The organism is Nitrospira sp. Vd2, from assembly GCF_979581665.1.
This window is the reverse complement of the sequence record NZ_CEFZSK010000022.1, coordinates 141934-154733: the sequence shown is the minus strand read 5'-3', so window position 1 is coordinate 154733 and position 12800 is coordinate 141934. Positions and strand designations below refer to the sequence as shown.

Below are 12800 nucleotides of genomic sequence, written 5' to 3'. Positions count from 1 at the left end.
AATGATTCCTTCGGGGTCTCGTTGTCTCTCTTGACGCGGTCAGCGACGGCGCCGGTGACGCTATTCAGGCCAGGTTACCGCAGCACAATCTCTTCAGTCGGGGCTTTGGGTTTATCGAGGACAATGTCGACGGGGCAGGCAATGTCCAGACGCTCGTCGGTGCTCTTCAGAACGAGCGCACACGTTTCCACCACGCGATCGAAATGCAACGAGCAGAGTGAGGCGCCTTCTTCGCCACGCGCGCACATGAGCGCATCGATGACGACTTCGCAGTCGAGCGATGGGTAGCAGACGGAGTCGGCGGTTGGCAGATCCTTGTGGAAAGTGACTTGCCACGTGCCGTATGTCACCATCTTGTCCTTACCGATGATGTTGCGATTCCCAGTGACCAACGCCCTCACCGTGGTCGGCAGAGGCCCATCATCGAGCTTCAGGCGGAACGGTGTGGGATCGACGCAGCCGCCCAGCGCGGCGAACGTCAACGCGATAAGACCGAGCGTTGCCAACCAGTATCCATATCGACATCGTGTTCGAGAGAACGTCCCTGGGTGCGCGACCAATCTCATGGCTTTTCCTCCTCACCCTATTTTCTAGGGTATTGATCTTACACTTTTTGCGTTGGCGCTGATGTCCGGCAAGTTCTCTCTGTGCTGTAGGAGCGTCGGGCTGGACTTTCACGGCCACGAATTCCCACACAATGGTTCTCGTAGCGCCTACAGACTACGAAAGACGGCATAGCCTAAAACACCGTAGGTAAACAAACGAGGCTGAGGCGAGGTGCAGGATGGATTGGATCGAATGGACGCTGCTCAAGCTCTACGCGTGGCGTGACGTCGTCATCTTTCTCTTGGTGCCGCTCTTCTTGGCGACGCTCGGCGCGGCCATCTATGCCACGTGGAAAGCAAGCCAGGACCGGCTGGTGGGAAAATAAGTGCCGATTGCATGACAGCCCTGCCGATCCGCTCACGAAGCCGATCATCTCCGTCATTCACGTTGTATTCCCCATGAATAGCTTTCTCTTCATCGACGGCCTCCCTGACGATACGACTCACGAGCAGCTCCAGTCACTCTTCACGCCGTACGGAACCGTGCTCACCGTCGTCATTGCGAGACGGCCGCACTCGGGCTTCCTCCCGTTCGCCTTCGTCGTCATGGAAGACCCCGGCGCTGCCGATGCGGCGCGGTCGGCCCTAAACGGCATCCGGCACGGCGACCACGCGCTTCGACTCGACTCGGCCCTTTCACCGCCCTTTGGCTGGGTGGCATCACGGCCACGGCCGCCCGCCTGGTCGCCCACCCACCCGGTCAACGTGGCAGATACCCCTCTCACGACTGGCATCGGCACACCATTTATATAGTTGGATCGGAGCCGGAAGAGCCTGTTCGAAGAATCAACAAGTTCCGATACCAAGGCTAGACCGAAAGCAACCCAAACATCTCCGGCGTGTATACCCCTTCGGCTATACTTCTGGAATGCCGAAGCCGACGTGCTGATAACGCGAGGGAGGGGCGATGCCGACGCCGAAGCTGTTGATGAAGTACAACGATGCCATTCGTGGCGAGGTCGCGCTCGAACGCTCGGAGTTGACCATCGGACGGGCGCCGGACAATGATCTGGTGATCGACGATCTGGCCGTCTCGGCCCACCACGCACGCATTGCCAAGATTCAGTCGGAATTTTTTCTTGAAGACCTTGGCAGCACCAACGGCACGTTCGTCAACGACGTCAAGATCGATGAGCAGGCCTTGCGCGATAAAGACATCATCGTGATCGCTGGTCACCGGTTTGTCTTTGATGAGGGGGGCGGAGCGACGGCGACCGACGAAATGGAAAAGACCGTCGTGATGAGCCGCGCCCGGACGGAGGTGCCGCCAGCACCTCAGAAATCGGCGATCATCCTCGTCATGTCGGGGAAGACGGATCAGGGCAAGTATCAACTGAGCGATTCGGTGGTCATTGTCGGATCAGACGAAGATGCGACGGTCAAGTTAACCGGCTGGTTCGCCCCGAAACGCGCCGCGCTCTTCCGTCGCGACCGTGGAGGGTACTCGCTCTATCCTGGGCCAGATGCAAAACAGATTCTCCGCAATAACGTCCCGCTGATCGGCCCCACGCCGCTGAACGACGGCGATCTCATCGACGTTGCCGGAGTCCGCCTCTGCTTTTACTGGAAAGACAAAGCCTGAGTCGGCCTTCGGCGCCACTTGCAGTCGCATCGCACCTAGAGTATCGTCAAGCACCCCATGGCGACACGTGATGCGAACTGGCCGGGCTATACCCAATGGCATTGCTGCCCCAGTTGCCGCCGGCTCTGGACGCTGCAAGCGACCGAGATGGTCGTGCTCGATCCCAGCCTCGCCTTGGGACCCGCGATTCCCACGCCCGGCGTCCCCGCACGCACGTGTGCCTCCTGTGAAGGCCGTTATTCATCCGTGGCCGCTGAAATTTAAGGCGGCCTTCCCGCACGCAGGTTTCCGCTGTCCTCAGTCTCGACCTGAAAAGCGCTCGCGAAACATTCGTTGCCGTCGTGATGAGCCATGCAGTGCCGCGAATAAATGCCCGCGGAACATGAGCATGAGCACGGCCAGCGGAGGCGTCAGCACCATGAGGAGCCAGCTTGCTTCCGTCGGTAAGCCAAGATATGCAAGCCATGCCTTCAACAAGGTGAACGGCAGGATCAGGACCTGAAAGAAATCCAAACCCGCGCCGCGTCCCAGCCGGCGGGACAGGTCGAAGAAGAACGAGAGCCCGAAAGGCGCCAGCACCAGGGCGAGCGGCAAGAACCACTCGATCCAATTGTTCACGACGAATTCATAGCTTTCCCGCAAGACGTCCAGTGGAGAATCATGCCGGACTTGGTAGATCACTTCCGGCGCCGGATTGAGCAGAATGAAGAGCAGCAAAAGGATGGCGTATCCAAGGAGTTGCGCGTTCGGGTTCGCCGCCATCCCCTTCTCGAGGACCAGCATCGGAATCCAGAGTACGAAGCCGACCCCGATCACATCCCAGAAATAGTGGCCGAAGCTGTCCCAGATATCTTGAAAGCCGAGCCGCCTGGACCCGAGGACGGTCTGTTCGATCAAACTGAGCGTGGCACCGATCAGGAGCGCGTTGACGGCACCCAGGATAAAGCCTCCCGCGATGCCGAGCGGGCCGGCGATTTGCGTCGCAATCACCATGAGGGCGGCAAAGACCGTCACCGCGATCGCACTGATCCAACCTCGGAGAAAAGAGCGGCCGGTCGCACGCACCGCTTCGCCATACAGTCGAATGGTCGACACAATCATTTCGGTCATGACCTGAACGATTCCCCGGGTTGTTGGTCCGACATTACGTCCTCCGTCCTGCCTCTCGCAACCACAGCGCGGCCGCTTTCGCGATCAACGAGGCCGGCACACAATGGCTGAGAACCCGGAGGAGCGCCCCACCGGCCCCAACTGTCACGACCACACGGCGCCGTCTTAGTCCTCGTAGCGAGGCGGCGACGACGGCCTCGGCCGTATGCCGTCCCAGCGGGTTCCTCGGTCGAAAGCCCGCCGTGGTATGGAAGTCCGTCTCCGTGCTGCCCGGGCAACACACTTGAAGCCGCACACCAAACGGCCGCACCTCCTCCGCCACCGCCTGCGTGAACGAAATGAGAAACGCCTTGGTCGCCGCATACTCGGCCATGTATGGCAACGGAAAGAAGCCGGCGACGGACGCGACCGTGACAATCGCCCCCGACCGGCGCTCGACCATACCGGGCAAGAACAGCCGGATCGATTCCACGACGGATTCCACATGGACACGCACCATCTCGCGAATACGTGGGATCGAATGATCCAGAAACGGGCCGAACAGCCCGAACCCGGCGTTGTTCACCAGTACGTCGACGTGCGGTGCACGTTGCCGGGTGGCAACGAACAGCCGGTGCGCGGCATCAGGCTCCGCAAGGTCCAGTATCTCAACGCGCACCTGCCCGCCATGCTGCCGTTTCAATGTATCCGCCAGCGCTCCAAGCCGAAAACCGTCACGTGCCGTGAGCAACACATCATAGCCATCGGCGGCGAGGGCCGCCGCATAGGCGGCTCCAATCCCACGAGAGGCGCCCGTCACGACGGCAAAGGGGCGTTGCTGTTCCATGGCTCCGTCTGTTCCGTTTAGCTGGCGCGCGACAATAGCCTCCCCTTGGCCTCTGGTCAAGATAGAGGTGGAGGCTGTACTTGACCGCACGTCACGCGCCAGTTACGCTGCTGCCGTGATCCTCAGTGTGACGAATGCCTGGGCAGGGCATGCCGGTGAATCGGGCGTCGTTCCCGCGATGCCGCATGAAATTCTCGGCGCCTTGAGCCTCCTCGCCGGGCTCGGCATCGCGCTCGTGATCATTGGCCTCGTCATTATCAAGCTGCTCGTCTCCATCGAGCGGCACCTCCGCAAGCTGCCCTAGCCGACCCTATCTCTTCGTTCTTACTCTTTGCGTTGACTTGGCACGGCGAGTGCTTATTCCTTGAGCTAGACCCTCATCGAAGGAGCCTCTATGGACTTGAACCGGATGACAGTCAAACTCCAGGAAGCCTTACAGGCCGCCTCGGCCCTCGCGATGCGGCACAACCATCAAGGTATTGACGTCGAACATCTGCTGCTCGCGCTCATCGAGCAACAGAACGGCATGACGCCCGCGCTGCTCGAGGCAACCGGCGTCTCGCCGTCCGCGGTGAAGCAAGCGGCCGAGCAGGCGATCGCAAAGCTTCCGCAAGTACAGGGGGCGGCCGGCGGTCCCGGTCAACTTCACATTACGTCGCGGCTCTCCCAGGTCTTGACCTGTGCCGAGCAGGAAATGCACACGCTGCACGATGAGTACATGAGCGTGGAACACGTCCTGCTCGCCATGGTGGAGGAAGGTGGCGTCTTTCGTCGGCTCGGCGTCACCCGCGACCGCTTGTTGGCCGCGCTGCAACAGGTCCGCGGCAACCAACGGGTGACCAGTCAGGACCCAGAAGGCACGTATCAAGCGCTCGAAAAGTATGGGCGCGACCTCACGAAGCTCGCATCGCAGGGGAAGTTGGATCCGGTGATCGGGCGCGACGACGAGATCCGCCGCGTCATTCAAATTCTCTCACGCCGCACCAAGAACAACCCCGTGCTGATCGGCGAGCCGGGCGTCGGGAAAACCGCGATCGTCGAAGGGCTCGCGCAACGGATCGTCAAAGGCGATGTGCCGGACGGGTTGAAGCAAAAGCGCTTGATCGGGCTCGACATGGGCGCGCTCGTCGCCGGGGCTAAGTATCGCGGCGAGTTCGAAGAACGCCTGAAAGCGGTCTTGAAAGAGATCCAAGCGTCCCAGGGACAGATCCTCCTGTTCGTGGATGAGCTGCATACGGTCGTGGGGGCCGGTGCGGCGGAGGGCGCGATGGATGCGGCGAACCTGCTCAAACCGATGCTCGCCCGCGGCGAACTCCATATGATCGGCGCGACGACGCTCGACGAATACCGCAAGCACATCGAGAAAGATGCCGCGCTCGAGCGGCGGTTCCAGCCGGTCTTGGTCGATCAGCCGTCGGTGGAGGACACGATTTCCATTCTCCGCGGACTGAAGGAACGCTACGAAGTGCACCACGGCGTGCGGATCAAGGATTCGGCGCTCGTGGCCGCCGCGAAACTCTCGCATCGCTATATCGGTGACCGATTCTTACCCGACAAGGCGATCGACCTCGTCGACGAAGCTGCCGCTCGTCTACGGACCGAGATCGACAGCATGCCGGTGGCGTTGGACGAGGTATCGCGCAAGGTCTTGCAACTCGAGATCGAACGCGAGGCGCTGCGCAAGGAAACCGATCCGGGCAGCCGGGCGCGGCTTGAGGCACTGGAAAAAGAGCTTGCGGAGAAGCGCCGCGATCTGGAAGCGTTGAAGGCCCATTGGGATGCTGAAAAGGTATCGGTCGGTCGTCTGCGCAAGCTCCGCCAGCAGATCGAAACGGTCAAGCATGAGATCGAGCGGGCGGAACGCAATTACGATCTGAACCGCGTCGCCGAGCTGCGCTATGGTGAGCTGCCGCGACTGGAACGTGAACTCGCCTCCGAGGAGCAACATCTCACGAAGAAGCAGGGTGAGAGCCGCTTGCTGAAGGAGGAAGTCGACGACGAAGACATCGCGCTGGTCGTCAGCCGCTGGACCGGCATCCCCGTGACGCGGTTGATGGAAGGCGAACTCGAAAAACTCCTCCGCCTCGAAGAGCTGCTCCACAAACGGGTCGTCGGCCAAGACGAAGCGGTGCGCGCGGTCGCCGACGCGGTGTTACGCGCGCGGTCCGGCATCAAGGACCCCAACCGGCCGATCGGCTCGTTCCTATTTTTGGGCCCGACCGGAGTCGGCAAGACGGAGCTGGCCCGGGCCCTGGCCGCGACGTTGTTCGACGACGAGAACAACCTCATTCGCATCGACATGTCCGAGTACATGGAAAAGCACACGGTGGCCCGACTCATCGGCGCCCCACCCGGCTATGTCGGCTATGAGGAGGGCGGCCAGTTGACGGAAGCTGTCCGCCGGCACCCCTTCTCGGTGATCCTGTTTGATGAGATCGAGAAGGCGCACCACGACGTGTTCAACGTGTTGCTGCAGGTCTTGGACGACGGCCGGCTGACCGATTCGCAAGGCCGGACCGTCGATTTCAAGAACACGGTCCTGATCATGACGTCGAACATCGGCAGTCAGGAGATCTTAGAGATGCAGCAACGCGGTCGGTCCTATGACGAGATTCGCAGCGCCGTGATGGGCGAACTGCGACGGCACTTCCGGCCGGAATTCCTCAATCGGGTGGACGAGACGGTCGTCTTCCATCCGCTGACGGCCGACGACCTCATCAAGATCGTCGACATTCAGCTGGGCCGGCTGCGCGAGCGGCTGGGCGAGCGGCGGATCAAGCTCACCCTCACCCCGAGCGCCTTACGGAATCTGGCTCAACGCGGCTACGATCCGGTCTACGGCGCACGGCCCCTCAAGCGGCTGATCCAGCAAGACGTGGAGACGCCGATGGCGCGCCTCCTCGTCAAGGGCGAGTTGCGGGACGGAGAAACCGCGACCGTCGATGAGAAGGACGGTCAGTTGACGGTCATCCCGACGGTGGAGACCGCCCCTTGACTTTCCGCCGGCCGAAATTATCTACGGAACCAACGGGGGGTACGCCAGAACGCGTAAACCCTCCTAGAAAGGAGGGGCCAATGGCACTGCCGACCTATGCGTTGGATGTCGATCGGTTTTTGAACGACGCGCTGCGGGCGATGAACGGGCACTCGACCTGGGCTCCGGCCTGCAACACGTATGAAGACGAGCGGGGCTTCTGGATTCAGGCCGCGTTGCCCGGAATTGATCGCAAGGACGTCGAGATCGTGGTCGAGAACGATGTCCTCTGGTTGAAGGGGGAGCGCAAGGAAGACGGAGCCGAGAAACGCACGTACTTCGTTCAGGAAGTACAACCGGGTCCGTTCTCGCGGTCTTTTAAGCTGCCGACGACGGTGGATCAGAGCCGAGTCAGCGCCACCTATAAAGATGGCGTGCTGACGATCGAGCTGCCGAAGCGCGAAGAGACGAAGCCGCGCCGCATCGAGATCGCCTAATTCTCATCAGAGTCACACGGGCGGGCGGCTGAGCCGCCCGCCGTGCTAGCCCACGACGACCGCCCCACCCTTTGCATCCGTTTCGGTATTGGCCTGTTTTAATTTGTCGATTCGCCACTCGTGGGGAAGAATCTCCATGCGATGGCCTTTCACCGTCAGGAAATCTCCCTGACTGATCGTCAGCCGTCCCGGCTGCTTCACCTCGAGATGTAACACCACCTTGCCGGATTCGGTGTGTTTGACGACCAACCGGTTCTGTGTCTTGTTCAGCTCGTGCGCCCGTCGCTCGTTGAAGGCCATCGTGCTGTCGACGATCTTCAGCGTCACTCGACCGGCATCGTCAAAGGTGACGAAGCTCACCACCGGCGGACCTTCGGGCTTCTTTAAGCCGAGCGTCATCTGCGGCACGCCCTCGATTTCAACCGTTCCATCCGTGTTTCGATACAGATTCGATCCGATTTCTACATCCATGACTACTCCGCTGTGCTGAGAACATTCTGCCAGTCGTTACGGTTTACGAATGCGATCAAGGATGAGGGCGATACAGCCGCCCAGCAGGCCTCCGCCGAAGATCGCCGTCAACAGCTCGACGAGCTTCACTTCCCATAACGACCCTTGGGCCTGCATCACTTCCCTGATGCCGCCTTGCAGCATGATCACCGACAACGCCATCAGCGCGCCGACGGCAAACCACCAAAAGAAGATGCGGATGGAGGACATACTACGCGAGGTCGTGGCGCCGATCCAAGCTGCGGTATTGGATGGCCTCGGCGAGATGGGACGGCAGAATAGATTCCGAGCCGGCAAGGTCGGCGATCGTGCGCGCCACGCGAAGGATCCGGCCATAGGCGCGCGCGGTGAGGCCGAGCTTCGTCATGGCCTGCTCGATCAATTGCTGGCCGTCCTCGTTCAACGCGCAGTACTTTTTGAGCTGTCGCGGTTTGAGTTGCGCATTGCTGAAGATGCCGTCGGCGCGGTATCGACTGGCCTGCCGCAGACGTGCCGCGGTCACTCGAGCCCGGATCGCGGCCGAGGACTCGTGCCGGTCCTCGCCTCGAAGCTCGTGCACGGGCACCGGCGGCACTTCGATCTGGATGTCGAGACGGTCGAGCAAGGGCCCCGAGAGCCGTCCCCGATACCGGCGCACCTGATGCGGGCTGCACTGGCACTCCCGCGTCCGGTCGCCGTAGTAGCCGCAGGGACATGGATTCATCGCCGCCACGAGCATCACGCGCGCCGGGTAGCGGAGCGACGCGTGCACGCGAGTGAGGGTCACCATGCCGTCCTCCAGCGGCTGACGAAGACCATCGAGCACATGCCGCTTGAATTCGAGCACCTCATCCAAAAACAACACGCCGTGGTGGGCCAACGAGACTTCGCCGGGCTTCGGAACGGCGCCGCCGCCGATCAGCCCCGCATCTGAAATGCTGTGGTGCGGTGCCCGAAACGGTCGCGCCGTGAGGATTGGCTTCCCAGCCGGTAGGAAGCCCGCCACGCTGTGCACGCGCGTCGCTTCGATGGCTTCTTCGCGTTCGAGCGGCGGCAGAATTCCCGGGAGGCGGCGCGCGAGCATCGTTTTGCCTGATCCAGGCGGCCCTACCATGAGAATGTTGTGCCCGCCTGCTGCGGCCACTTCGAGCGCCCGTTTCGCATGCTCTTGTCCCTTCACGTCGGCGAAGTCATCGTCCGCCGGCGAGTCCATCAGCAACTGTGTCCCATCGGTCGGCACAGGAAGAATCGGACGCGCGCCGGTGAGGAACTCGACGACTTCGGGAAGGGTGCGGACCGGGTACACCTGAACGCCTTCCACGATCGCCGCTTCCGCCGCGTTGTCAGCCGCGAGCAGAAGATCATACCCTTTTCGGAACCCAAGCCCGATCGACAGAGCGCCCGGCACGGGTTTGATGCGGCCGTCAAGAGACAGCTCGCCGATGAACACGCGGTTCTCGACGGCCGACGGCGGGATGACCTCTTCCGCGAGCAGGATGCCAATGGCCATCGCGAGATCCAGGCCCGAGCCTTCCTTTTTCAGATCGGCCGGCGCGAGATTCACCGTAATTTTCTTGATCGGAAATGTGAAGCCGCTGTTCTTCAAGGCCGAGCGGACCCGATCGCGGCTTTCCCGCACGGTCGCATCCGGAAGACCGACAACGGAGAATTGCGGCAGCCCGGCGCCGATATCGACCTCGACCTCCACGAGATGCGCGTCGAGTCCGACCAACGCGGCACTGAAAACCTTGGACAGCATGAATCCTTGTCAGAAGCCTCGAAAACCTTGGAAATCGAGCGGCGATTATAGGCGGGCCTTCTAGAGCTTTTCAACCAAATGGCTAGGACGACCATTCACGTTCGTGGGACTTCTACTTCATCAACCGCCGCCATGGATCGTCTTTGCTGACGGGCGTATAATCCCGCCATGCCTCAAGCGCCGCTCTTAGGCACAGTGCCGCTCCGTCGTGCCGCGGCCCTCGCGCTTCTCACCCTTGCGCTCCTGTCGCCTGTGTCGATCGCGCACACAGCGGACTCGGTACTCCCCGGCACGTGGACGACGCTGACTCCCGCGCCGACGCCAAGAACGGAGGTGGCCGCGGCGGCCGTCGGCGACATCATCTATGTGGTCGGTGGATTCGAGAAACCGGCACTGAGCAACATCAAGGACCTCGCGATCAGCGACAAGGTTGAAGCCTACGATACGCAGGCCGACCGCTGGACTACCAAAGCCTCGCTTCCGACTGGGTTGCATCATGTAGGGAGTGCGGCCATCGGCAGCCATATCTATATTGTCGGCGGATTCAAACAATCGTTGCTCTCGGTGTGGAAGCCGGTCCAGTCGCTCTATATTTACGACACAAAGGAGGACCGGTGGACGGAAGGTCCGCCAATGCCTAGTGCGAGAGGCGCGCTTGCCGTTGGGATCTACGACGGGAAACTCTATGCCATCGGTGGTTACGACGGCGATGGCAATACCGCGGCGGTGGACGAGTACGATCCCGACAAGAATTCCTGGATCGCTCGCGCTCCGCTTCCCACTCCGCGGGACCATTTGGCGGCGGCCACGGTCAACGGGAAGATCTACGCGATCGCAGGTCGGCTCAATCGGGACTACGGAAAGAATCTGAGCATCGTCGAAGCGTTCGACCCGATCACGAATCGATGGAGCCCGGTGGCCGATCTTCCCACACCGCGGAGCGGGATCACGGCCGGCGTGATCCGGGGCACCATCTATGTGACTGGTGGCGAATCGCCGGAAGGCACCTTTGCGGTGAACGAAGCCTTCGATCCTGGGCACAACCGATGGGAGCGGGTCGCATCGATGCCGACCGCCCGCCACGGCCTTGGGTCGGCGGTCGTTCAGGATCGATGGTACGTGATCGGCGGTGGCCCCAAACCGGGCGGTTCGTTCAGCGACGCCAACGAAGTCTTTGCTCCGCCGACTGCCCAGACAGAATCCGAATCGCCGAAACGGGCGACGCGTCAACAGGTCGGGACGATCATGGCCCTGCTCGCGACGTTTCAGGATGCGGCCGTGCTGCCTCCTCAGTCGACCCCACAGGCCAATCAACTCATCAAGGCGCTCATTCAGTTTCAAGCCGCGTTGATGAAGAGCCGCCACCCGGCCATTCGGCATTTCCTCGAAGAGTCATTATGGGCAAAGCTCGGAGAGCAGGCACCGGCGGCTCTAGAGCGATTCACGACAGAAGGCTGGACATCTCAATCGATGGAGGCGGTCGTCGACTACGCCGAACGTGAGCACATCTGGGACCAACAAGATCTGCGCGAGGCATTTGGGGCGTACAACGTGGGTGAGGAAGACTTCCGGCTACTGGCCCAGACTTTTCAGCGTGCGAAACGCGCGCTCAGTGCGGCGGGCGAGGATGTCCATGCGCGATATGCGGCGCGCAGGCGAGAGATGCCGGGTGGGTCGTAATTGGGGCGATCGAGGCACGAGGTCAACCAAGGAGGTCACCATGCCGACACGGGCGTACATCTTGATCAAGGTGAAAGCGGGAAAGACGAAGGACGTGGTCAAGTCGCTGAAGAAGGTCGCCGGCGTGGAGCAGGTTCACCCATGCTTCGGGCAACCCGATATTTTCAGCTTCGTCAGCGTTCCGGATGAAAAGGCCCTGTCGGATGTCGTGATTACAAAAGTCCACACGATCGACGGCGTGGAGGAAACGGACACCCACATTGTCGCCGATACGCAGTAGTGACGATCTTCACTGTTTCGCCGTCATGCGTGCACCCGGACGCTCATACCGGTCGCCGCGGCACGAGCGCATGCCTGTGCGAGTTCGACCGCCCTCTGGCCGTCCCGACCGGTAATCGGTACGGGCCGGCCGGTTGTGATCGCCTCGGCGAAGGCACTCAGGGCTGCCACCAGTGTTGGCCTCGGTTGGATCGGTGAGGTCTCAATCGGCTCACCGGCAATCAAGCGCGTGAACGTACCGCGTGACCAGTCCGCCATGAGTTGCCCCTTTTCACCGATCCACTCGATCCGCCCTATTCGCGTCGCTGATACACGGGACACATCGACGAGAAACGGACGCGCCGTCGCGGCTGTCGCCATTCTCGCAAAGGCCATCGATTCCGGGCCATCGTCGTGGCTGTCTAAGTTGCACTGAACGTCGGCCACTTCTTCACCTGTGAGGTAGCGGATCAAGTCGAAGCAGTGGACGCCGATTTCCATCAGCACACCCAGACCACCTGCCATCGCCACATCCCGTGCCTCCAGCCGAAGGGTCAGTACCCCATACCGCAATGGGCCAACCCGGTGAAGCTCAGATTTGAGGGCAGCGATCGCCGAATCGAAGCGGAGTGTGTGGGCGGTCATCAGAGGGACTCGGGCCGCTTCAGCGGCATCCGCGATCCGGTGCGCGGCATGAGCCGAATCGGCTAAGGGCTTTTCGATCAACAGTGGCTTTCTTGCCCTAATGGCGGCTTGTCCGATCGCCTCCGTTTCGGAAGCGGGTGTCACGACCACGACGGCGTGGACATCGGGATCGGCCACCAGGTCTTGATAGTCCTCATAGAAACGCAGGCCATGTTGCGTGGCAAAGACGCGCCCCGCCACGGCATCCCGGCGGCAAACCGCGACGAGCCTCATCGCCGGCAACGGTTCCAACAAATGCGTGGCATACCGGAGGCCGTGGCGCCCTAGACCGATGAGGCCGATATTGAGGGTCATTCGTCGACGCGCTCCCGGGTG

Annotated in this window: 16 protein-coding genes; 9 read left to right on the top strand and 7 right to left on the bottom strand. The window is 61.4% G+C overall.

The annotated features are described in order from the left end of the window. Positions 1-74: 74 nt before the first annotated feature. Positions 75-566 (bottom strand): hypothetical protein, encoded by a 492-nt coding sequence (locus AC1U7K_RS10290; protein WP_480251152.1) that lies wholly within the window; start codon positions 564-566, stop codon positions 75-77. A gap of 218 nt (positions 567-784) precedes the next feature. On the opposite strand from AC1U7K_RS10290, the gene AC1U7K_RS10285 reads away from it, so the two are divergent. From AC1U7K_RS10285 to AC1U7K_RS10270, 4 genes are all read left to right on the top strand, one after another. Further along, a complete protein-coding gene (locus AC1U7K_RS10285) occupies positions 785-931 on the top strand; it encodes a hypothetical protein (protein ID WP_480251151.1) in 147 nt (48 codons plus the stop codon). A 7-nt stretch (positions 932-938) separates the two neighbouring features. After that, the gene (locus AC1U7K_RS10280) at positions 939-1358 is read left to right on the top strand and encodes an RNA recognition motif domain-containing protein (protein ID WP_480251150.1); all 420 of its coding nucleotides are present in this window, start codon (positions 939-941) and stop codon (positions 1356-1358) included. A 154-nt stretch (positions 1359-1512) separates the two neighbouring features. Continuing rightward, positions 1513-2187, top strand: coding sequence for an FHA domain-containing protein (locus AC1U7K_RS10275; RefSeq protein ID WP_480251148.1), 675 nt, complete (start codon positions 1513-1515; stop codon positions 2185-2187). Positions 2188-2244: 57 nt separating this feature from the next. Then, on the top strand, positions 2245-2451 hold the full coding sequence (locus AC1U7K_RS10270) for a hypothetical protein (RefSeq protein ID WP_480251146.1): 207 nt from the start codon (positions 2245-2247) through the stop codon (positions 2449-2451). A 33-nt stretch (positions 2452-2484) separates the two neighbouring features. Here the strand turns inward: AC1U7K_RS10270 and AC1U7K_RS10265 are convergent, their stop codons facing one another. Together AC1U7K_RS10265 and AC1U7K_RS10260 are read right to left on the bottom strand one after the other, a co-directional pair. Beyond that, positions 2485-3297: a hypothetical protein gene (locus AC1U7K_RS10265; protein ID WP_480251144.1), complete on the bottom strand. Its 813-nt coding sequence runs from the start codon at positions 3295-3297 to the stop codon at positions 2485-2487. A gap of 34 nt (positions 3298-3331) precedes the next feature. Then, on the bottom strand, positions 3332-4123 hold the full coding sequence (locus tag AC1U7K_RS10260; protein ID WP_480251142.1) for an SDR family NAD(P)-dependent oxidoreductase: 792 nt from the start codon (positions 4121-4123) through the stop codon (positions 3332-3334). A 115-nt stretch (positions 4124-4238) separates the two neighbouring features. Here AC1U7K_RS10260 and AC1U7K_RS10255 point away from each other — a divergent pair, with 115 nt between their 5' ends. From AC1U7K_RS10255 to AC1U7K_RS10245, 3 genes are all read left to right on the top strand, one after another. Further along, positions 4239-4427 carry a hypothetical protein gene (locus AC1U7K_RS10255; protein WP_480251140.1) on the top strand — a complete coding sequence of 63 codons (189 nt, stop codon included), beginning with the start codon at positions 4239-4241 and terminating at the stop codon, positions 4425-4427. A gap of 90 nt (positions 4428-4517) precedes the next feature. After that, positions 4518-7118, top strand: coding sequence for an ATP-dependent chaperone ClpB (clpB, locus tag AC1U7K_RS10250; RefSeq protein ID WP_480251138.1), 2601 nt, complete (start codon positions 4518-4520; stop codon positions 7116-7118). Between the two features lie 80 nt (positions 7119-7198). After that, positions 7199-7594, top strand: coding sequence for an Hsp20/alpha crystallin family protein (locus tag AC1U7K_RS10245; RefSeq protein WP_480251136.1), 396 nt, complete (start codon positions 7199-7201; stop codon positions 7592-7594). 45 nt (positions 7595-7639) lie between these two features. Here the strand turns inward: AC1U7K_RS10245 and AC1U7K_RS10240 are convergent, their stop codons facing one another. Genes AC1U7K_RS10240 through AC1U7K_RS10230 form a run of 3 tightly spaced genes read right to left on the bottom strand, consistent with a single transcriptional unit; the run spans position 7640 to position 9842 of the window. After that, a complete protein-coding gene (locus AC1U7K_RS10240) occupies positions 7640-8065 on the bottom strand; it encodes a hypothetical protein (protein ID WP_480251135.1) in 426 nt (141 codons plus the stop codon). A gap of 36 nt (positions 8066-8101) precedes the next feature. Next, positions 8102-8314 (bottom strand): hypothetical protein, encoded by a 213-nt coding sequence (locus AC1U7K_RS10235; RefSeq protein WP_480251133.1) that lies wholly within the window; start codon positions 8312-8314, stop codon positions 8102-8104. Position 8315: 1 nt separating this feature from the next. Beyond that, positions 8316-9842 carry a YifB family Mg chelatase-like AAA ATPase gene (locus AC1U7K_RS10230; RefSeq protein ID WP_480251132.1) on the bottom strand — a complete coding sequence of 509 codons (1527 nt, stop codon included), beginning with the start codon at positions 9840-9842 and terminating at the stop codon, positions 8316-8318. 168 nt (positions 9843-10010) lie between these two features. Here AC1U7K_RS10230 and AC1U7K_RS10225 point away from each other — a divergent pair, with 168 nt between their 5' ends. Both AC1U7K_RS10225 and AC1U7K_RS10220 read left to right on the top strand, forming a co-directional pair. Further along, positions 10011-11522, top strand: coding sequence for a Kelch repeat-containing protein (locus tag AC1U7K_RS10225; protein ID WP_480251131.1), 1512 nt, complete (start codon positions 10011-10013; stop codon positions 11520-11522). 40 nt (positions 11523-11562) lie between these two features. Further along, a complete protein-coding gene (locus tag AC1U7K_RS10220) occupies positions 11563-11802 on the top strand; it encodes an Lrp/AsnC family transcriptional regulator (RefSeq protein ID WP_480251129.1) in 240 nt (79 codons plus the stop codon). A gap of 23 nt (positions 11803-11825) precedes the next feature. Here the strand turns inward: AC1U7K_RS10220 and AC1U7K_RS10215 are convergent, their stop codons facing one another. After that, positions 11826-12779 carry a Gfo/Idh/MocA family protein gene (locus AC1U7K_RS10215; protein ID WP_480251128.1) on the bottom strand — a complete coding sequence of 318 codons (954 nt, stop codon included), beginning with the start codon at positions 12777-12779 and terminating at the stop codon, positions 11826-11828. Positions 12780-12800 lie beyond the last annotated feature (21 nt).